The following is a 21,214-nucleotide window of genomic DNA, read 5'->3' as shown; positions in this document are numbered from 1 at the left end:
ACTTTTATAAAGAAGAGAGGTGCAATCGATGGAACCAATTAAATGTTTAACTGGAAAAGCAGCTGTTATGAACCGCTCTAATGTGGATACAGATCAGATCATCCCAAAACAATTTTTAAAGCGTATTGAGCGAACGGGATTTGGAGAATTCTTGTTTTATGACTGGAGATACGATGATAAGGGCGATGAACGGGCCGACTTTGAATTAAATAAACCTGAATCTAAAGGCGCCAATATTTTGATCGCAGGAGAAAATTTCGGCTGCGGTTCATCACGGGAACATGCACCTTGGTCACTATATGACTATGGTTTTAAAGCTGTTATTGCCCCATCATTTGCTGATATTTTTCAAAATAACTGTTTGAAAAACGGAATGCTCCCAATTGCTCTAACGAATGAAGAAGTTAGTCAATTAATGAAAGCGGTTGAAGAACAAGGGCATCAGCTTACTATTGATTTGCCGAATCAAACTGTCTCTGATAATAAAGGGTTTCAAACTTCCTTTAGCATCCACCCTTATTGGAAGGAAATGCTTGTTAACGGCTGGGATGAGATTTCAATCACCTTGCAGTATGACGAACACATCAGACAGCATGAAAAGAAGGAAGTAATCGTTACATCCTATTAAAAAAGCCCGTGGGTATTAATAAAAATAGACATCCTGCAGGGAACTGCACCCCATTTGTTAGAAACGATCTAACAATTGGAGGTGCAGTTTTTTTATGATTGAAGCACGCAAATGCTTGTCACTTTTGCTGAATGGCAGCCATTGCACTTTTAAAAATTAATTGAAAAACATTAAATAGCTAAACTACATCCTTTAACACTCGAAACAGCAAGTAAAAAACAGAGTTACCGCGGAGTGACCTTTAGCTTTTTAAGGCTATTTTTTGTTTTTCTGAAACTAACATGCTAAACTTTGATACAAAACGAAATTGATAGGGCGGTATATCAATGAAGGAAAAGCGGTATGGAAAAAAAGAAGACAAAAAGGTTATTCCCTTCCCAAAGCTGGCCAATCGTCTCGTGGAAATGGGGCTGCAGTCGCTATCAGATAAAGATTTTAAAAGAGCTGCTGACTTATTTGGGCAGGCAAGGGAACTCGAACCGGAAAATCCTGACCTGAATGTTGGGCTTGTCGTGTCTCTAGTGGAGCTCGGATTCTATGAAGAAGCAAAAGAGCTATGTAAAGAGCTGCTGCAAAAGGGGATAGGAGACTATTTCCAAGTTGTAAACATTTACTTGATGATTCTTTTGCAGCTCAACGAACATGAGGAAATGGCATCAACCATTGAAGCTTTGCTGGATGAGAACCAAGTGCCTCCGGATAAAGAGGAACATTTCGAAAAAATGCTGCAGTTCAGCAAGCGTTCAGCAGCGGAAAAAGAAAGGCAGCGTAACGCGGTTAGGGAACGTGAAGAGCAGAATTTCGATGATAATCTCTTTTCCGGAAAAAGCGAACAGGAACTGCTGCTGACCATTTCAAAGCTATCATCAATGAACGCGAGGCCATATATGGTTCAGATCAAGGAATTTCTAGAGGATGGAACGGCACACCCGTTTTTCAAAACTTTATTGGTAAATATATTGAGGGAACAGGAATATGAGCAAGAGATTCGTATTGAGAAATTTGGAAGCCGAATGGCCATTACGCCTGCCAGGCTTCCTGGTATGAAGCACAGTCCATTTTTTATAGAGACATCCAGGCTGCTGGAATTAGAACTGCAGGATGCCAATCCAACCCTGCTGGAGCTGGCTGCCGGACTATTAGAGCGGCATCATTTCCTTTTCTATCCATTCGATCCTGGAGAAAATGCATTTGAAGAATGGGCAGCTGGATATCATTACCTGTCAGAAGAATACCAGGGTTTTGAACCTTCCTTTGCAGTCATATCTGAACACTATCATTGCAACAATGAGGACGTAAAAAAAATCGTTTCCAGGCTCAGGGAAATTGAAGAAATTTCTTACCCGATAATTTAAGGGTTTGCTGTTGAAACGAAATCATCCTATGTTATAATGTAGGGGTTGTAATATATAATGCACCAGTAGCGACATTTCACGATAAAACCTGTTATATCGGTTAATTGTGATTGAATGAGATGGTTGATTCATCACTCGCTTACAAATGAAGTATATAGATTTTTTGGAGGGAAACAAATGTCTGTAAATTGGGAAAAGCAAGAAGGGAACCAAGGGGTTCTTACAGTTGAAGTTGATGCAGCGAAGGTTAAAGAAGGCCTTGACGCAGCTTTCAAAAAAGTAGTTAAGCAGGTTAATGTACCTGGATTCCGTAAAGGTAAAATGCCTCGCCAAATGTTTGAACAGCGTTTTGGTGTAGAATCACTTTACCAGGATGCTTTGGATATCATTCTTCCTGAAGCATACGCTAGTGCAGTAGAAGAAGCAGGAATTACGCCTGTTGACCGTCCTGAAATTGACATCGAACAAATGGAAAAAGACCAAAACCTTATCTTTAAAGCTACTGTAACAGTTAAGCCAGAAGTAACTTTAGGTGATTACAAAGGTCTTGAAGTAGAAAAGACTGATACTGAAGTAACGGATGAAGACGTTGAAAACGAAATCAGCTCTCTTCGTGACCGCCATGCTGAGCTTGTAGTCAAAGAAGATGGACAGGCTGAAAATGGTGATACAGTTGTTATTGATTTTGAAGGCTTTGTTGATAACGAAGCATTTGAAGGCGGTAAAGGCGATAATTATTCTCTTGAGCTTGGATCAGGTTCTTTCATCCCTGGATTTGAAGAGGAATTAGTAGGTGTGGCTGCAGGTGAAGAAAAGGATGTAAATGTTTCATTCCCTGAAGAATACCACGCTGCTGAACTTGCTGGAAAGCCAGCTGTATTCAAGGTTAAGGTTCACGAAATTAAGACAAGACAGCTTCCTGAGCTAGATGATGAATTTGCTAAGGATGTAGATGAAGAAGTAGAAACTTTGGCTGAACTTCGTGAAAAGACAAAAACTCGTCTGGAAGAAAGCAAAAAGCATGCTGCTGAACATCAAGTCCGCGATGCAGTAGTTGAAAAAGCTGCTGAAAATGCAAAAATCGACATCCCTGAGGCAATGATTTCCAATGAAGTTGACCGCATGATGGATGAATTCGGACAGCGCCTTCAAGCTCAAGGAATGAATCTTGACTTATACTTCCAGTTCTCTGGACAAGACGAAGAAGCATTAAAAGCCCAGATGAAGGATGAAGCTGAAATTCGAGTTCGTGCTAATCTGACACTTGAAGCAATTGCTGAAGCTGAAAAGCTTGAAGCAACTGATGAAGACGTGAATGCAGAACTTGAAAGCATGGCTTCTATGTATAATATGGATGTTGAAAACATCAAAAAGGCGCTTGGAAATCTTGACGGACTTAAGGGCGACCTGAAAATCCGCAAGGCTATCGATTTCCTTGTTGAAAACAGCAAAACAGTTTAATAAATCTTATTAAATAACAAGGCACGAATTATCGTGCCTTGTTTTGTAACATATTCATGAAAAGTAAAAGCGCCCTGTTCAAGAGAAGAACGACTAAGATCGCCACGTCCTCACAATGCTTTCGCTTTGTTTAGTGCTATGGAATCGCTGCCTAGGCATTCCTTGTCCTGTGGCGACGCCGACAATAGCACATCCTCACAAAGCTGACGCTTTGTTTCGTGCGATGTATCGCTGCCGTAGGGTTCCTTGTCCTGTGCGTCGGGGATAGGCGCTGGAGCTGGACATCTATACTGGTTAAAGAGTTATACTTTTTTACCAAAGGAAATTAAGCGCGGTAAAGTGCAACTATGCTTCTTGTACTTCGTCCCGCATACAACCGGAAGCTGGCTGCAAGGTTATTGCTTGCGGTATTTTTCATATCACACTATACTGTTTTTAATACCTTTCTTCAGCCTCTGATTTTCTGAATAATGGGATAGTTTGTCCCATATAGGGCATATACATAATGAAAGAAAACCTTTCTGTTTTTTATAATTCCTGAAGTTTGGGAATCATGGTTAAGGGCAAAATACATATTATTGATTTGATTTATATACTGGATGGCAGATTTCATGGCAAAGCATATGATTACCTGTTTCTCTGCGGACGTGTTACAATACAGATTAAACCAAAAATGGTTTATTTATTTGTAAGGCGTTATTTCGAGACAGGATAACTGTCCATGTATAGAGTATTTAGTACTTAAAGGGGTGAGCGTTAATGTTTAAATTTAATGATGAAAAAGGGCAATTAAAATGTTCTTTTTGCGGCAAAACTCAGGAACAGGTGAGGAAGCTTGTAGCTGGCCCTGGAGTATATATTTGTGATGAGTGTATTGAACTATGTACGGAAATTGTTGAGGAAGAGCTTGGTTCAGAAGAAGAGGTTGAATTCAAAGATGTTCCTAAGCCGATGGAAATCAGAGAAATTCTTGATGAATATGTAATCGGTCAGGAACAAGCGAAAAAATCCCTTGCTGTGGCTGTTTATAACCATTACAAACGGATCAATTCCAATAGCAAGATCGATGATGTAGAGCTTGCAAAGAGTAATATCTGCCTAATCGGGCCTACCGGAAGCGGAAAAACCCTTTTAGCACAGACACTTGCACGCTTATTGAATGTTCCATTTGCAATTGCGGATGCGACTTCATTAACAGAAGCCGGTTATGTAGGGGAAGATGTGGAAAATATTCTTCTTAAATTAATCCAGGCTGCCGACTATGATGTTGAAAAAGCAGAAAAAGGGATTATATATATTGATGAGATTGATAAAGTAGCGAGAAAGTCTGAAAACCCTTCAATTACCCGTGATGTTTCCGGGGAAGGTGTACAGCAGGCATTGCTGAAAATCCTGGAAGGAACAGTTGCAAGTGTTCCTCCTCAGGGCGGAAGAAAGCATCCGCATCAGGAATTTATCCAAATTGATACATCAAACATTTTGTTCATTTGCGGCGGAGCGTTTGATGGAATTGAGCCAATTATCAAACGACGTCTGGGCCAAAAGGTAATTGGGTTTGGCTCTGGCGCTAAAAAGGAAGAAGTAAATGAAAAGGCGCTTCTTTCCAAGGTATTGCCTGAGGATCTTCTGCGCTTTGGTTTGATTCCCGAATTCATCGGCCGTCTTCCAGTAATTGCAACTCTTACGCCTCTTGATGAGGAAGCTTTGATCGAAATTCTGACAAAGCCGAAGAACGCTCTTGTGAAGCAATATCAAAAGATGCTTGAGCTGGACGAAGTGGAGCTTGAATTCGAAAAAGAAGCACTGGTGGAAATCGCTAAAAAAGCGATCGAACGGAAGACAGGTGCCCGCGGTCTTCGTTCCATCATTGAAGGCATTATGCTAGAAGTGATGTTTGATCTGCCGTCACGCGATGATATTCAAAAGTGTATCATTACAGCTGAAACTGTTGCAGATAACAAACCGCCTAAATTGATTTTAACGGACGGTTCTATTGCTGAAAGTGAAGAAAAGAAAACATCTGCTTAACCGGAAAGCGGAAGTGCCAGTTCAGACCTGGCTAAGGCTGCCTCGGGTTGTGACGGTACTTACTCATAACACTTTAGGAGCTTTATCGCCCTGCGGGAAAAAAGTTGCTGGGCGCTGGAGCTAGAGACCGGTACAGGTTAGAGAGTTCTTCTATAAGAAATGGCTGTCCGCTAAAGCGGCAGCCATTTTTTAAGTAAAAAAAGTCATTTTTGCATTCGATCAAAAGGATATTTTAGTAAAACCTGCTCCTTGATCCCTCTTCCAAAATCGTGCGAAAAATTATCGGTTAATCCATTCCTTCAACGGAGATACTAGCAATAATTAACGAACTTGGGATTGCAGGAGGGATACATATGAGCTGGACAGGAATTGCGTTATTTATTCAGCTGTTTTTTGGGATTATCATCGGGTTGTACTTTTTAAACCTGCTTAAGGGCCAACGTTCCCAGAAGGTGACAATCGACAGGGAGTCAAGAAAGGAAATGGACCAGCTCCGTAAAATGCGTGGGATATCATTAACTGAACCGCTATCTGAACGAGTTCGGCCTACTTCCTTTGAAGATATTGTCGGACAGGAGGATGGGATTAAAGCTTTGAAGGCTGCATTATGCGGCCCAAACCCCCAGCATGTAATTATCTATGGCCCGCCTGGAGTTGGAAAGACAGCTGCAGCACGTTTAGTATTGGAGGAGGCCCAAAGGTCGGCTAAATCACCTTTCAAATCTTCTTCTGTTTTTATTGAACTAGATGCTACAACGGCCAGATTTGATGAAAGAGGGATTGCCGATCCGTTAATCGGCTCAGTGCATGACCCCATTTACCAGGGAGCAGGAGCAATGGGGCAGGCTGGAATTCCCCAGCCGAAGCAAGGTGCTGTAACGAACGCACATGGGGGCGTCTTATTTATTGATGAAATTGGTGAACTGCATCCGATTCAAATGAACAAGCTCCTTAAGGTTTTAGAAGACCGAAAAGTATTTCTCGAAAGTGCATATTATCAAGAAGAGAATATGAATATTCCTGCTCATATCCATGATATTTTTAAAAATGGCTTTCCGGCTGATTTCCGGCTTGTAGGAGCGACTACCCGCACGCCGAATGAACTTCCGCCAGCCATCCGGTCTCGCTGTATGGAGGTTTTTTTCAGGGAGCTTCAGCAGAACGAGGTTATAGATATTGCGCGAAAGGCTGCTGAAAAGGTAAAGCTTCCTATAAGTGAAAAAGCGCTTAATACACTATCGGAATATGCCCGAAACGGCCGGGAAGCAGTAAATATGATTCAAATTGTTGCAGGGCTAGCCGTAACTGATAATCGTACCTTTATTAAGGATGAAGATATTGAGTGGGTCGTGCAAAGCAGCCAGCTGAGCCCCAGGATGGAACAGAAAATCGCCGGAAAACCTAAGGTTGGGCTGGTTAACGGATTGGCGGTTTTTGGGCCAAACACTGGTACCCTGCTTGAGATCGAAGTAACAGTGATACCTGCCGCAGATAAAGGGAGCATCAATATTACCGGTATCATTGATGAAGAAAGTATTGGAGGTAATGGAAAGTCGATTCGAAGAAAGAGTATGGCTCGCGGATCGGGAGAAAACGTAATTACGGTATTAAGATCGCTTGGTGTACCGGCAGACCAATATGATATACATGTAAACTTTCCAGGCGGCACACCGATTGATGGACCATCAGCCGGAATTGCCATGGCCACAGCCATTTATTCAGCCATCTACAAAGTTCCGGTTGACCATACCATTGCCATGACAGGCGAGATAAGCATCCACGGAAACGTCAAACCCGTTGGCGGTGTATACGCAAAGGTTAAAGCAGCTAAAAAAGCTGGAGCTGAGAGAGTTATTATTCCTGCTGAAAACATGCAATCAATACTGGAAGAGATTAAAGGAATTCAAATCTTTCCAGTCAGTACCCTTAAGGAAGTTTTTGATATTGCCTTAAAGAAAGAAGTTATGCCGGATCATATCCTCCCGCAAATGGATTTTTCACAAAAAGAGAGCGGATAAGCCGGGCAATGACAATCAGCGGGGATTTTCCCGCTGATTGTTCCTTGTCTGGTACTCTAAGTTGAAGAATAGCAATGGTAATTAATCTTTTTACGTGCTTTATGGTCAAGTTTCAGAGATAATACAATTACAATTTCCGTCAGGACCAAAATAGACACTTTTACCCAAATAAGATAGAATTGTACAAAGGTCCGCGACTTAAGGAAATATATTTACGTAAATGATAAAAATGGAGGTGTCCGGCTATGGCTGATAGGAAAGAATTCATTGTCCCCCTCCTTCCGCTTAGAGGACTGCTTGTATATCCAACTATGGTCCTTCATTTAGATGTTGGACGTGAGAAATCTGTACAGGCACTTGAAAAAGCAATGGTGGAAGACCATCTTATTTTTTTAACAACCCAAAAGGATGTTTCTTTAGATGAACCCGGTGAAGATGATATTTATAAAATGGGTACACTCACTAAAGTTAAGCAGATGCTTAAACTTCCTAATGGAACAATCCGTGTTCTGGTCGAGGGACTAAACAGGGCAGAAATTATTTCTGTTACCGATCATGAAACTTATTTCTCCGCTAAGGTTGAAGTTTATGAGGACAGCGAAGAAAAGGAAATAGAGCACCAGGCTTTGATGCGGACGCTTTTGGAATACTTTGAGCAGTATATAAAAATGTCCAAGAAAATTTCGGCAGAAACTTTTTCTGCTACTTCTGATATTGAGGAACCTGGAAGGCTGGCTGATATCATTGCCTCCCACCTCCCGCTAAAGCAAAAGGAAAAGCAGGAAATCCTCGAAACGATTGATGTAAGAAAACGGCTTAGCCGGGTTATCGAGATTATTAATAATGAACGGGAAGTACTGAATCTGGAAAAGAAAATCGGGCAGCGGGTAAAGCGCTCGATGGAACGGACTCAGAAGGAATATTATTTACGGGAGCAGATGAAGGCTATCCAAAAGGAACTCGGGGATAAAGAAGGAAAAACCGGTGAAATAGCCGATTTAACCGAAAAAATTGAAAAAGCAGGAATGCCCGAAAATATTGAAGCAACTGCATTCAGGGAGCTGGACCGTTATGAAAAAGTACCGGCCAGTTCTGCTGAAAGTGCGGTTATCCGTAATTATATTGAATGGCTTGTTTCATTACCCTGGTCCAACGCAACGAAGGATGATTTAAACATCCATAAGGCCGAGAAAATTTTGAACAGCGAGCACTTTGGGCTTGAAAAGGTAAAAGAGCGAGTGCTTGAATATCTTGCAGTGCAGCAGCTTACGAATTCGCTAAAAGGACCTATTCTCTGCCTTGCTGGACCTCCGGGAGTAGGTAAGACAAGCCTTGCCAAGTCAATTGCGACATCAATGAACCGGAACTTTGTACGCATTTCACTCGGTGGCGTTCGTGATGAATCCGAGATTCGCGGACATCGGAGAACATATGTAGGCGCGATGCCTGGAAGAATTATTCAAGGTATGCGAAAAGCCGGCACAATCAATCCTGTATTTTTGTTGGATGAAGTAGATAAAATGTCCAGCGATTTCCGCGGTGACCCATCTTCAGCCATGCTTGAGGTTCTTGATCCAGAACAAAATCACAATTTCAGCGACCATTATATCGAAGAGACCTATGATTTATCAAAGGTCATGTTTATCGCTACAGCTAATAATCTCGCAACTATCCCTGGACCGCTTCGGGACCGGATGGAGATTATTACGATCTCAGGCTACACGGAGATTGAAAAGCTGCATATCGCTAAGGATCATTTACTGCCAAGGCAGCTGAAGGACCACGGACTGAAAAAAGCCCAGCTTCAAATAAGAGATGATGCAATGCTTCGAATCATCCGCTATTATACGAGGGAAGCAGGTGTAAGAAGTCTGGAAAGGCAGCTAGCCAGCATATGCCGGAAAACCGCGAAGATCATTGTTTCAGAAGAGAAAAAACGTGTTGTCATCTCAGACGGCGGCGTCGAAGACTTTTTAGGTAAAACGATGTATCACTATGGCCAGGCGGAGCTGGAAGACCAGGTTGGTGTTGCTACGGGACTTGCATATACAACCGTTGGCGGGGATACTCTACAAATTGAAGTGTCTCTTTCTCCTGGAAAAGGGAAGCTTGTTCTTACGGGGAAGCTTGGCGACGTTATGAAAGAATCAGCACAAGCCGCTTTCAGCTATGTTCGTTCCAAAGCCGCAGAACTGAATATAGAAACAGATTTTAACGAAAAATATGACATTCATATACACGTTCCTGAAGGTGCCGTGCCGAAAGATGGACCATCAGCGGGAATTACAATGGCAACCGCGCTTATTTCTGCTTTGACCGGGCGGCCAATCCGCCGCGAAGTGGGCATGACAGGGGAGATCACTCTGCGTGGAAGAGTATTGCCAATTGGCGGCTTGAAAGAAAAATCATTAAGTGCACACAGGGCTGGTTTAACGAAAATTATTTGCCCGAAGGATAATGAAAAAGACATTGATGATATTCCGGAAAGCGTTCGGAATGAGCTCGAATTTGTACTAGTTTCACATGTCGATGAGGTTATTCAGCACGCATTGTTGGCAGGTGAAAGTAAGTGAAGGTAACAAGTGCGGATATTGTAATCAGTGCGGTAAAGCCTGCTCAGTATCCTGATGTAAACCTGCCTGAATTCGCGCTCGCAGGCAGATCAAATGTAGGTAAGTCATCTTTCATTAATAAGATGATTAACCGCAAAAATCTGGCAAGAAAGTCTTCTAAGCCAGGTAAAACGCAGACACTGAATTTTTATATCATTAATGACATGTTCCATTTTGTGGACGTGCCGGGCTATGGATATGCGAAGGTTTCCAAAAGTGAACGGGAAGCATGGGGCCGGATGATTGAAACGTATTTTACCAGCCGGGAGCAATTGACGGCTGCCCTGCTCATAGTTGATTTACGCCATCCGCCATCAAGGGATGACGTGATGATGTATGACTTTTTGAAACACCATGATCTGCCGGTAATTGTCATTGCCACTAAGGCCGATAAAATCCCAAAAGGTAAATGGCAAAAGCATATGAAGGTAATCCGCGAAACGCTGGAAATGGAAAAAAATCATGAATTGATTCTATTTTCCGGCGAAACAGGCCAGGGAAAAGATGAAGCATGGTCTGCTTTAAAGAGGCATATGCATGAACACAAATAAATGGATCTTTTAATAGTAGAAAAATGCTGACTTATGACAGTCTGGCGCAACCGGTCAAAGTGGCTTAGCCATACTTGATACAGAAGCAGCCCAAGACGTAAGTCAGCTTTTTCTTTTTCAAAAGGTAAGAAAGTATAACTTTTTAAACAAGTTCAGATGTCTAGCTCAGCGCATAGCCCGGATGCAGGAAAAGGAACACTACGGCAGCGAAACATCGCCGCGAAACAAAGCGACAGCTTTGTGAGGACGTGGATTTTAGCCTTACTTCCTCTAAGAGGATGGGCACTTGCGCTTTTCTTATGAAAGGTGGATACAAATGACGGACCCGCGAATAAGTGAGCTTGCTGAAAGAATAAAAGGTTCAAAAAATATTGTAATTCTGACTGGTGCTGGTGTCAGTACCGATAGTGGACTGCCAGATTTCAGATCTTCTCAAGGTATATATAATAGGGATCAGAGGCTGGAATATTATCTGTCCCGTTCTTATTTTCAACAGAATCCAGCAGAGTTTTGGAAGCACTATATTGATATTTTTCAACTGCATACCTTTCACGAATATAAGCCTAACGTTAGCCATTTTGTATTGGCGGAATTAGAGAATATAGGTAAAAACGTAACTATTATTACTCAGAATGTCGATGGATTTCATCAGGCTGCAGGAAGCACGAATGTAATTGAAGTGCACGGGTCGCTTTTGGGAGCAGCCTGCCCAGTATGCGGAGAGTCCTATGAGATTAACTATAAAGAATTGACCCAAGCACCGGTATGCGAACAATGCGAAAGCAAAAGATATGAAGGCCATGTGATTTTGCAGCCAAATATCGTATTATATGGAGATGCCGTGAAGGGGTGGGAGCAGGCGGAAAAAGCAATCGTGCATGCAGACTTGTTTATTGCGATGGGCTCCTCACTGTCCGTTTCTCCTGTTAATATGTTTCCTGCTTTGGCAGCGGATGCTGAGGTACCGACAGTATTGGTTAATAATGAATCTACGATCATGGACAAATATTTTGATTTGGTATTGCAGGGGCAGTTAGGTGAGATTTTACCGAGGCTGCAGCAAAAATTAATTTGAATATATAACTTCTATTTTAATCAGCCCTTGCCCCATAAACAGAAGCAAGGGTTTGTTTATTATTTTTTTTTCAAAAACAGCAAGTAAAAACCTATTGCAATAAGCAATACAGGCCAAAATTGCCAGATGGCGGATACGCCGGTTTCCAGAAACCCAAGCCAGTTAATAAGCCTGTCATAAAACAAGATTCCCATGGAAATAATAAACAAGAGAATTCCATACATCATTCCGGCATTCGTTTTCCTGGCGCGGAGCATAAATCCGAGTGAAATAATACTGATGAACATACCTGTGTGTTCGGGCCATTCGGGAAAACGTGCTGCAGCATGAAAATGCAGTCCAATGCCCGTAAAGATAGTGCCGGGCAGAATTGACTCATTATCCTTTGCGAAATATGCCTGCCCTAAGAAAGCAATTCCGACAATACATAGCAGGGTAGGCCATGTAAACAGCTCAGGCAGAACCGCAGGCTTGGTCTTCTCCAGGAAAAAGTAAAGTCCAAAACCAGTTAAAACAATTCCAGGGAAATAACGCTGTGATTTCATCTCGCCCTCCTTACAATTTCATTGCTTGAAGTAAAACGTATTTTTTGGTAAGTTACTTTAGTAGATATTTGTCGAATTGGGGTTCTTCTAAATATAAGAGCAAGTGTTACTTTTTGACAAGTAAGATGTCCAGCTCCAGCACCCACACCCGACGCACGTGCCGGCGTCGCCACAGGAAGTGGCGGTTTAAGCTGGCCTCGAGTGTTGTAACCAAGTGTCGTTACAACCTTGGTCATAAGCTAATCGCTTTGGAAGGCAAAAAGCGCCTTCTGTCAGCGCTTATCTTATGCTTAGGCCCACAGGATGTGGGTCAGAACGGCGTTGCCCCAGGACGGGGCGAACTTAGCCGTTCATCCTTAGAAGGGATGTGCTGGCGTCGACGTTTGGCACAGGACAAGGAACGCTTCGGCAGCGATTCATCGCACGAAACAAAGGGACAGCTTTGTGAGGACGTGCCAGATCTTAGTCGACGGTCCTTTAACAGGGCGATTTCGCTTTCTTAATAGTAACAGAATTTATTTTTTCTGAACATGCAGTAATGACAAACTGCCGGGCATGGCTGGCGGTGAAAACGGATACGGAAAGCAAAAGAGAGAGTTATTCAAATCATGGATAATTTTCCTGCGATTTCATTATCTGTTCATAATTTTTCTGAGATTATCAATCTGTCCATGTTATAATAGTAATCGTGAATTATTGACTCAGTTGGGGGTGCGAACTTAGGGATGTATATACTATCAGTTGGATTAAACTATAAAACTGCCCCTGTAGCAATTCGTGAAAGATTGTCATTCAATGAAGCAGAACTTGCAGATGCAATGAATGCTCTTAAAAATAAAAAAAGCATATTGGAAAATGTGATCGTTTCAACCTGCAACAGAACAGAGATTTATGCAGTTGTCGATCAAATTCATACTGGCCGTTATTATATTAAGGAATTTCTTTCAGAATGGTTCAAAGTTGACCAAAAGGAATTTTCCTCGTTTTTATTTATTTACGAGGGAGAGGCAGCCGTGGAGCATTTATTCCAGGTTGCATGCGGCTTAAATTCAATGGTCCTTGGAGAAACGCAAATTCTTGGACAGGTAAGGTCCAGCTTCCAGCTTGCACAAAGTGAAAATACCATTGGCACAGTGTTTAACCAGCTCTTTAAACAGTCGTTAACCCTTGCCAAGAAAGCTCATGCTGAAACAGAAATCAACACGAATGCTGTTTCTGTCAGCTATGCTGCTGTGGAGCTTGCAAAGAAGATTTTCGGCAGCCTTGCAGATAAGCATGTCCTGATTTTGGGCGCTGGAAAAATGGGAGAGCTCGCAATCCAAAATCTGCACAGCAATGGTGCTTCTAAAGTTACAGTTATCAACCGTACTTTTGAAAAAGCTGTGGCCCTTGCTGAACGATTTTCCGGGAAAGCGAAAAAGCTGGATGAGCTACAATGTGCATTAGTTGAAGCAGACATATTAATCACTTCTACAGGAGCAAAGGACTTTGTCATTACAAAGGACATGATGGACTCTGTAAATAAGCTGCGGAAGGGCCGCCCAATTTTCATGGTGGATATCGCAGTGCCGCGTGATTTGGATCCTGCATTGTCAGAGCTTGAAAGCGTGTTTTTATACGATATAGATGACCTGGAGGGAATTGTCGAAGCAAACCTTCAGGAACGCAGAAAAGCAGCTGAAACAATCATGATCATGATTGAAGCGGAAATTGTGGAATTTACAGGATGGCTCAAACTTTTGGGCGTGGTTCCGGTCATTTCGGCTTTGCGTGAAAAAGCGCTGGCAATCCAATCAGAGACTATGCAAAGCATTGAAAGAAAACTGGCTCATTTAAGCGACAGGGATAAGAAAGTAATCAATAAGCATACAAAGAGCATTATTAACCAGCTGCTAAAAGATCCGATTCTTTATGCGAAGGAATTAGCGGGTGAAGCTGATTCTGCAGAAGCTTTAGAGAGATTCACGAAAATATTTCATATTGAGGAATTGGTGGAAAAGCAATCGGCTAAGGAACAGCATGGAAATGCTTCCGCAGCTAATCCGATTCCGATTAGAGCATAAGCGGGACTGTATATGCTGGAACTACTTATAACGAGATTGCATGAAGCAACGGTTCTCCTGTATGCCTTAAGCGTTCTTTTATACTTTATAGATTTTTTAAACCATAACCGGAAGGTAAATCGGATTGCCTTCTGGTTACTTGCAGTTGTTTGGCTCCTTCAGACAATTTTTTTATTTCTTTATATGCTGGAAACAGGAAGGTTTCCGGTATTAACAATATTTGAAGGGTTTTATTTTTATGCTTGGATTTTGGTCAGCTTATCATTGGGAATAAACAGCCTGCTCCGTATGGATTTTACCGTTTTCTTTACAAATGTTCTGGGATTCATCATTATGGCAATCCATACGTTTGCTCCTGTCCAAATAGAATCTGAGGTTCTGGCACAGAAGCTGGTATCAGAACTGCTGATGATTCATATAACAATGGCAATTCTTTCGTATGGCGCATTCTCGCTGTCATTTGTATTTTCTTTGCTTTATCTAATACAATATGATTTGCTAAAAAGGAAGAAATGGGGAAAAAGGCTGCACCGTCTCGGTGATTTATCGAAGCTGGAGCATATGACCTACGTCCTCAACGTCATTGGAGTGCCCATGCTTGTCCTTTCTCTTATTCTTGGTTTGCAATGGGCTTATATAAAAGTACCAGATCTAGTGTGGTTTGATCCGAAAATTGTTGGTTCCTTTATTGTTTTAATAGTATATAGCACGTATTTATATCTGAAGGTACGGAAGCAGAGATTTGGAATTACTTTGGCATATTGGAATACAATGTCTTTTTTTATCGTGCTGATTAATTTCTTTCTGTTTGGCAGTCTCTCAGCCTTTCACTTTTGGAATACATAGGAGGATAAAATGAGAAAAATAATTGTTGGTTCAAGAAGAAGCAAGCTTGCCCTTACTCAAACGAACTGGGTGATTAATCAATTGAAGAGCCTTGGTGTTCCTTACGAGTTTGAGGTGAAGGAGATCGTAACAAAAGGCGATCAAATTCTTGACGTGACACTTTCAAAAGTTGGCGGAAAAGGCTTGTTCGTAAAAGAAATTGAGCAGGCTATGCTTAACAGGGAAATTGATATGGCTGTTCACAGCATGAAAGATATGCCTGCAGTGCTTCCGGAAGGGCTGACAATCGGCTGTATTCCTCCAAGGGAAGACCATCGAGATGTACTGATATCAAAAGGCGATATACCATTTGAAGAGCTCCAGCCAGGTGCGATAATCGGAACGAGCAGCCTGCGCCGGAGCGCCCAGCTTCTGGCAATAAGACCTGATCTGGAAGTGAAATGGATTCGCGGAAACGTTGACACCCGCCTTCAAAAGCTGAAGGATGAAGAATACGATGCTATCATATTGGCTGCGGCAGGACTTGCAAGATTAGGATGGAAATCGGAAGTTGTAACTCAATTCCTGGAGCCTGAGCTTTGTCTTCCGGCAGTAGGCCAGGGAGCATTATCTATTGAGTGCCGTGATGATGATGCCGGCCTCCTGGCAGAGCTTGCAAAACTGACTTGCGAAAGAACAAAAAGAACAGTAGAGGCAGAAAGAGCCTTCCTGGACAAGATGGAAGGCGGCTGCCAGGTTCCGATTGCCGGATTTGCGACTGTTACTGATAATGGTGACATTGCTTTAACAGGACTTGTTGCCTCACCGGACGGAAAGATTATCTACAAGGAACGATTTGAAGGTACGGATCCGAGAGCAGTTGGAATTGAAACAGCTCGGCAGCTTACTGAAAAAGGCGGTAAACAGCTGATTGATAATGTAAAAGCGGAGCTCGACAAGTAATGGATTCCAGCCAGCCTCTTTTAGGGAAAAGAATTCTCATAACAAGGGCTAGGGAACAGTCATCGGGGCTGATCGAAAGGATAATAAAACTGGGAGGGGTACCGCTTGCGATTCCCCTTCTTGATTTTGCCTTTCCGGATCAATTTGATGATGTCACTCAAAGATTAACTCAGCTGCCTCATTTTGACTGGCTAATTTTCACAAGCAAAAATGGAGTTGACTTCTTTTTTAAAGCGCTTAAGCAAACGGGATATACAGGTTCATTGCCTAAAACAGCCGTAATTGGCGATAAAACATGTGAAGCTATTCAGGGCTATGGGATAAAACCTGATTTTATGCCTCGGGAATTTGTGGCAGAAGCCTTTATCCGGGAGTTCTTGCCTGTGATCAAGGAAAAGGCTAAGGTTCTGGCTTTGAAAGGAAACCTTTCCAGAGATATTATCTCTGCTTCGCTGACTAATGCCGGCGTTTATTGTGAGGACTTGACTATTTATCGTACAATCATGCCGGAGGATAGCAAAGCAAAGCTCGCTTCTGTCCTGAAAAACGATGAAGCAGATGTGGTTACTTTTACAAGCTCTTCAACAGTGGAACATTTTGTACAAGTTGTAAACGATTATAATCTTGGCGGCAAAATCAGCAGACTTCATTTTGTCTGTATTGGGCCAATTTCCCGGAAGACAGCGGAAAAATATGGATTAAGTGTTGCAGCTAGCCCTAGGGTGTATACTGCAGAGGCTATGATTGATGAACTAGGCTCCTATTTAAAGGATAGGGTGTAATTGTGATAACATATAATAATGATGCAAAGTTATAATCAGAGAATGCTGACGCTGGAACTTATAATTGCTTTTTAAATATAGATTTACATAGGAGGAAAATAGATGGATAACCTTCAATTCAATAGACACCGCCGTTTGCGTCAAAACAGTACAATAAGGGATATGGTACGGGAAACACATTTGCATGTTGAGGACTTAATTTATCCGATTTTTATTGCGGATGGGGAGCAAATCAGGAATGAAGTACCTTCGATGCCCGGAGTATTCCAGATTTCGACAGATAATCTGCAGGCCGAAATGGAAGGAGTAACGTCGCTTGGCATTAAATCTGTCATCCTATTCGGAGTGCCTCATGAGCATGATAAGGACGAACATGGCACGGGGGCATTTAGTCATAACGGTCTCGTACAGCAGGCAACAAGAGCTGTTAAAAAGGATTTTCCTGATGTCGTCGTAGTAGCAGATACTTGTTTATGTGAATATACGAGCCACGGCCACTGCGGGATTGTGGAAGGCGGCAAGGTCCTGAATGATCCAACGCTTGACCTTCTTGCAAAAACGGCTGTAAGCCAAGTGGAAGCTGGAGCCGATATTATTGCTCCTTCCAACATGATGGACGGATTTGTGGCCGCTATCAGAAAAGGCCTGGATGATGCAGGATATGAAGATATCCCGATTATGTCATATGGGGTAAAATACTCCTCAGCTTTTTACGGACCATTCCGTGATGCGGCAAACAGCACGCCGCAGTTCGGTGACCGAAAGACATACCAGATGGATCCGGCAAACAGGCTGGAAGCCCTTCGCGAGGCAGAATCAGATGTACTTGAGGGTGCTGATTTCATGATTGTTAAACCTGCGCTTGCTTATATGGATATCATTCGTGATGTAAAAAACAATTTCAATATGCCTGTAGTTGCCTATAATGTGAGCGGGGAATATGCAATGGTAAAAGCGGCCGCACAAAATGGCTGGATTGATGAGCAAAAAATAGTAATGGAAATGCATACTGGCTTCAAGAGGGCTGGTGCTGACTTAATCATTACTTATTTTGCAAAAGATATTGCACAGTGGCTAAAAGGTTAATTGACCGGCGAAAAACAGTACAATATGCTTTTCTAACTAGATGTGAAAGTATAACTTTTTTAACCAGTACAGATGTCTAGCTCCAGCACCCAGCCCCGATAAAGGCTTGCGTAAACCTAGCACAATAGGAAAAGAGGAAAACTTATGCGCTCATACGAGAAATCGAAACAGGCATTTTCAGAAGCTAAGAAATTAATGCCGGGCGGTGTAAACAGCCCTGTTCGTGCGTTCAAATCAGTGAAAATGGATCCGATTTTCATGGAACGCGGTAAAGGCTCGAAAATTTATGATATTGATGGAAACGAATATATTGATTATGTTCTTTCGTGGGGTCCGCTGATTCTTGGACACACCAATGATCGTGTGGTAGAAGCGCTTAAAAAGGTTGCTGAAACTGGGACAAGCTATGGTGCCCCAACAATCAGTGAAAATGAGCTGGCTAAGCTCGTCATTGAAAGAGTTCCTTCCATTGAAATGATTCGCATGGTTTCATCTGGTACTGAAGCGACGATGAGTGCCCTTCGCCTGGCCAGGGGCTATACTGGAAGAAACAAGATTTTGAAATTTGAAGGCTGCTATCATGGCCATGGAGATTCTCTCCTGATTAAAGCTGGCTCAGGAGTGGCAACGCTTGGTTTGCCTGATAGCCCTGGGGTACCGGAAGGAATAGCGAAAAACACGATTACTGTTCCTTACAACGATTTAGAAGGTGTCCGTTACGCTTTTGAACAATATGGAGAAGATATTGCGGGAGTCATCGTTGAACCGGTTGCCGGGAATATGGGTGTCGTTCCTCCGCTGCCAGGTTTCCTTGAAGGCTTGCGGGAGATTACGACTTCAGCTGGAGCTCTGCTGATCTTTGATGAGGTTATGACTGGATTCCGTGTCGGATATAACTGTGCCCAGGGACATTTTGGCATTGAGCCAGATATCACATGCCTTGGTAAAGTAATTGGCGGCGGCCTTCCTGTCGGTGCTTACGGAGGAAAAGTAGAAATTATGGAGCAAATTGCTCCAAGCGGTCCGATTTACCAGGCTGGAACACTTTCAGGGAATCCTCTTGCAATGACAGCCGGATTTGAAACTTTAAGCCAGCTAACTCCCGATACTTACAAGGAATTTATCAGAAAAGGCGACATGCTTGAGGAAGGAATCGGGCAAGCTGCAAAAAAGCATGGCATTCCGCACACCTTTAACCGTGCAGGATCCATGATTGGCCTGTTTTTTACCAATGAAAACGTCATCAACTATGAGACTGCGAAGACTTCAGATCTTGATTTCTTTGGAACATACTATCGTGAAATGGCTAATCAGGGAGTATTCCTGCCGCCATCACAGTTTGAAGGATTATTTCTTTCGACATCCCATTCAGATGAAGATATCGAAAAAACAATCCAGGCTGCAGACAAGGCATTTGCTGCATTGGCAAAATAATTTTATACTTCTAAACCCTTTCCTTTTACCCGGAAAGGGTTTTTATTTCTTTCATTGGAAGGGCTTTTTGATAAGGAGTCATAAAATCTCCTTTTGCCTCATAGGATGGTATTGGCATAATCTAGTATTTCCGAAGAAGCGGAAGGAGGAATTTTGTTTGTCTAAAGAAAATCAATCGTGTCTGCGATTTACACTAGAAGAGTCAATTTGGTTTCAAAAAGGACAGGAAGTTGGAGAACTGTACTCGCTTTCCCTTGACCCAAACGTATCAATTGAGGAAATGGAGCAATATGTTATTATTCGCGGGACCCTTGATTTAGTCGGTGAGTATAAGGGGGAGCAGCAGCCCGGACAATTAGAGATTAAGGATTATACACAATCATTTTTGCCCAAAACAGTCCAAAGGGTTGTACCTCTGGAAAATGGGCTCCAGGAATTCATGCACAGGTTTCCTGTAGATATAACAATACCTTATAATCGGATCAATTCACTAGAGGAAGTAAAGGTTTCAATTCAGACGTTCGATTATTTGCTGCCGGAAAACAATTGTCTGAAGCTGTCAGCGGACCTGCTGATAACCGGAATTTACGGGGAACAGCAGCATAATTTATCTGTTGATGAAGAAAACAGCCGCGCAGACAGCGTTGAGTTTTTACAGCAGGATTCTATGTATCTCCCAGAAGCAGAACTGGAAAATGAGGAGAACGCTCCGTTAGCAGATGCGCTGTTTGCAGGCAACTATCGGGCAGAGGGAACTGAACCGGCCAATCTATATGGAAATTTCGCAGAGGAAAATTTGCATCAGGAGGCATTGTTGCGGTCGGACGCTGATGAAGTGTCAGAAGAAGAATTACTTGCTGATGTTCGGAACAATCAAATGCTTGAAGCAGAGGATACTCAAGAGATTGATAACGAGGAGCACCGTTTTAATGAAGAGCCATATCAGTCATTGTTTGCTGATACTATCAAAGCAGCATCAGATGTGGAGCAAGTTCGGAATGAAGAAGAAATATGGCCAGCTGCAGAGCTGCAAAGCACTGTTGAAAACTATAGCAAGCAGGATCAAAAAGAGGAAGATGGCAGTGATCTATTCCTTCCTTTTGAAGCAGTTGCCAAAAGGGAACCCGTTCAGGAAGAGTCTGTTGAAACCCCGCAACTGCAATTTTCCAGAGGCGAAACGACAAGTCAGGCAGCACAGCATCCGGCTGGAGAAATTCAGACAAAACCTGGTGGGGAAATAGAAGATGAGGAGACCACAACTCCATTCTTAAATATTCCGCAGGAAACAGCAGAGGTTTCTGTTCAGCAGCAAGCTGAGACACAGCCGCTTGCAGAAGAACAGCAAAAAGAGCCTGCTGCAGCAGCGCAGCCACAAGCGCCGATGACAGAAGCACCGGCTGCAGAGGCAGAGGTTCCAGAGACACCGGTTATGCTAGGACCTCAGATTACGTACGGACAGGAAAAAGCATCTGCAGAACAGCCATCAAGCAAGGGTGACGCCTCACAGGGACAGCAAACGGATAAAAAAGCCGACTTTATTTCTTTGACAGATTTATTTGGGAATAAAGAGGAAGAACTAGCAAAGTTAAAGATTTGTATTGTTCAGCAGGGAGATTCAATTGGCACATTGGCGGACCGGTATGATGTCAGTGTTCAGGCATTATTGAATAGCAATAACCTTGATCCGTCCCAGGATGTGAAGGAGGGGCAGGTACTTTATATCCCTCAGCTGGCCACAAACAGGCGGTAACAAAAGAGAAATGCGCCCTGTTCAAAGAAGGTGAGTGG

Annotated in this window: 16 protein-coding genes; 15 read left to right on the top strand and 1 reads right to left on the bottom strand. The window is 42.7% G+C overall.

All coding sequences use genetic code 11. The annotated features are described in order from the left end of the window. Positions 1-28: 28 nt before the first annotated feature. The 8 genes from leuD to CVD28_RS14640 all read left to right on the top strand — a co-directional run bounded on the left by leuD (position 29) and on the right by CVD28_RS14640 (position 11,728). A complete protein-coding gene (gene leuD / locus CVD28_RS14675) occupies positions 29-628 on the top strand; it encodes a 3-isopropylmalate dehydratase small subunit (protein WP_101593129.1) in 600 nt (199 codons plus the stop codon). 326 nt (positions 629-954) lie between these two features. Then, a complete protein-coding gene (locus CVD28_RS14670; protein ID WP_101593128.1) occupies positions 955-1,983 on the top strand; it encodes a tetratricopeptide repeat protein in 1,029 nt (342 codons plus the stop codon). A gap of 177 nt (positions 1,984-2,160) precedes the next feature. Beyond that, entirely contained in the window at positions 2,161-3,444 is a 1,284-nt protein-coding gene (gene tig, locus CVD28_RS14665) for a trigger factor (RefSeq protein WP_101593127.1), read from the top strand. Positions 3,445-4,203: 759 nt separating this feature from the next. Further along, positions 4,204-5,472, top strand: coding sequence for an ATP-dependent protease ATP-binding subunit ClpX (gene clpX, locus CVD28_RS14660; RefSeq protein WP_101593126.1), 1,269 nt, complete (start codon positions 4,204-4,206; stop codon positions 5,470-5,472). A gap of 353 nt (positions 5,473-5,825) precedes the next feature. Further along, the gene (gene lonB, locus CVD28_RS14655; protein ID WP_101593125.1) at positions 5,826-7,490 is read left to right on the top strand and encodes an ATP-dependent protease LonB; all 1,665 of its coding nucleotides are present in this window, start codon (positions 5,826-5,828) and stop codon (positions 7,488-7,490) included. Between the two features lie 245 nt (positions 7,491-7,735). Next, positions 7,736-10,063 carry an endopeptidase La gene (lon, locus tag CVD28_RS14650; RefSeq protein WP_101593124.1) on the top strand — a complete coding sequence of 776 codons (2,328 nt, stop codon included), beginning with the start codon at positions 7,736-7,738 and terminating at the stop codon, positions 10,061-10,063. Next, complete coding sequence (gene yihA / locus CVD28_RS14645; protein WP_101593123.1) at positions 10,060-10,653, top strand: ribosome biogenesis GTP-binding protein YihA/YsxC; 594 nt, start codon at positions 10,060-10,062, stop codon at positions 10,651-10,653. Before lon ends, yihA begins: the two co-directional genes overlap by 4 nt. A 316-nt stretch (positions 10,654-10,969) precedes the next feature. Further along, on the top strand, positions 10,970-11,728 hold the full coding sequence (locus CVD28_RS14640) for an NAD-dependent protein deacylase (RefSeq protein ID WP_101593122.1): 759 nt from the start codon (positions 10,970-10,972) through the stop codon (positions 11,726-11,728). Between the two features lie 59 nt (positions 11,729-11,787). On the opposite strand, the gene CVD28_RS14635 is transcribed toward CVD28_RS14640, so the two are convergent. Continuing rightward, entirely contained in the window at positions 11,788-12,273 is a 486-nt protein-coding gene (locus CVD28_RS14635; RefSeq protein ID WP_101593121.1) for a hypothetical protein, read from the bottom strand. A 725-nt stretch (positions 12,274-12,998) separates the two neighbouring features. On the opposite strand from CVD28_RS14635, the gene hemA reads away from it, so the two are divergent. The 7 genes from hemA (at position 12,999) to CVD28_RS14595 (ending at position 21,176) form a co-directional block, all read left to right on the top strand. Continuing rightward, entirely contained in the window at positions 12,999-14,336 is a 1,338-nt protein-coding gene (gene hemA / locus CVD28_RS14625; protein ID WP_101593119.1) for a glutamyl-tRNA reductase, read from the top strand. Positions 14,337-14,348: 12 nt separating this feature from the next. Then, entirely contained in the window at positions 14,349-15,182 is an 834-nt protein-coding gene (locus CVD28_RS14620; RefSeq protein WP_101593118.1) for a cytochrome C assembly family protein, read from the top strand. A 9-nt stretch (positions 15,183-15,191) separates the two neighbouring features. Further along, on the top strand, positions 15,192-16,124 hold the full coding sequence (hemC, locus tag CVD28_RS14615) for a hydroxymethylbilane synthase (protein WP_101593117.1): 933 nt from the start codon (positions 15,192-15,194) through the stop codon (positions 16,122-16,124). Next, on the top strand, positions 16,124-16,906 hold the full coding sequence (locus CVD28_RS14610) for a uroporphyrinogen-III synthase (RefSeq protein ID WP_101593116.1): 783 nt from the start codon (positions 16,124-16,126) through the stop codon (positions 16,904-16,906). The genes hemC and CVD28_RS14610 overlap by 1 nt, the downstream gene beginning before the upstream one ends. A 102-nt stretch (positions 16,907-17,008) precedes the next feature. Next, the gene (gene hemB, locus CVD28_RS14605) at positions 17,009-17,992 is read left to right on the top strand and encodes a porphobilinogen synthase (RefSeq protein WP_101593115.1); all 984 of its coding nucleotides are present in this window, start codon (positions 17,009-17,011) and stop codon (positions 17,990-17,992) included. A gap of 144 nt (positions 17,993-18,136) precedes the next feature. Further along, positions 18,137-19,426, top strand: coding sequence for a glutamate-1-semialdehyde 2,1-aminomutase (hemL, locus tag CVD28_RS14600; protein WP_101593114.1), 1,290 nt, complete (start codon positions 18,137-18,139; stop codon positions 19,424-19,426). Positions 19,427-19,583: 157 nt separating this feature from the next. Further along, positions 19,584-21,176 (top strand): LysM peptidoglycan-binding domain-containing protein, encoded by a 1,593-nt coding sequence (locus CVD28_RS14595; protein ID WP_180954175.1) that lies wholly within the window; start codon positions 19,584-19,586, stop codon positions 21,174-21,176. The last annotated feature ends 38 nt before the right edge of the window (positions 21,177-21,214 follow it).

The sequence above is a fragment of the Bacillus sp. M6-12 genome, assembly GCF_002860285.1.
Classification (GTDB): domain Bacteria; phylum Bacillota; class Bacilli; order Bacillales; family DSM-1321; genus Peribacillus.
Note: the sequence above shows the minus strand (reverse complement) of the source record. Positions and strands in the feature narration are given on the sequence as shown.